The sequence below is a fragment of the Tenacibaculum pelagium genome (genome assembly GCF_014062345.1).
Classification (GTDB): domain Bacteria; phylum Bacteroidota; class Bacteroidia; order Flavobacteriales; family Flavobacteriaceae; genus Polaribacter; species Polaribacter pelagius.
The window spans coordinates 1-213 of the sequence record NZ_JACGLS010000027.1 but is presented as its reverse complement, the minus strand read 5'-3'; the positions used below and the strand labels follow the sequence as shown (position 1 = coordinate 213).

The following is a 213-nucleotide window of genomic DNA, read 5'->3' as shown; positions in this document are numbered from 1 at the left end:
GGTTGTATGCAGAGTAGAGTCTATACGTTCACGGTAACAGACGATTGTGGAAACGATGCAACAGTAAGCACTACGGTAAGTAGAGATTATGATGAAACGGCTCCAATCATTGTAGCAATACCAGATTATAAGTTAGATGAATGTAATGAAGCATGGCCAACGAGCTTAGCGACTACTTGGAGTGATAATTGTGCAGCAGGCGGTCAGATCAGT

The 213-nt window shown here is 42.7% G+C and carries 1 protein-coding gene; it reads left to right on the top strand.

The features are described from left to right. The coding region (locus tag H3Z83_RS12880) for a hypothetical protein (protein ID WP_182125903.1) at positions 1-213 on the top strand (213 nt) is incomplete at both ends.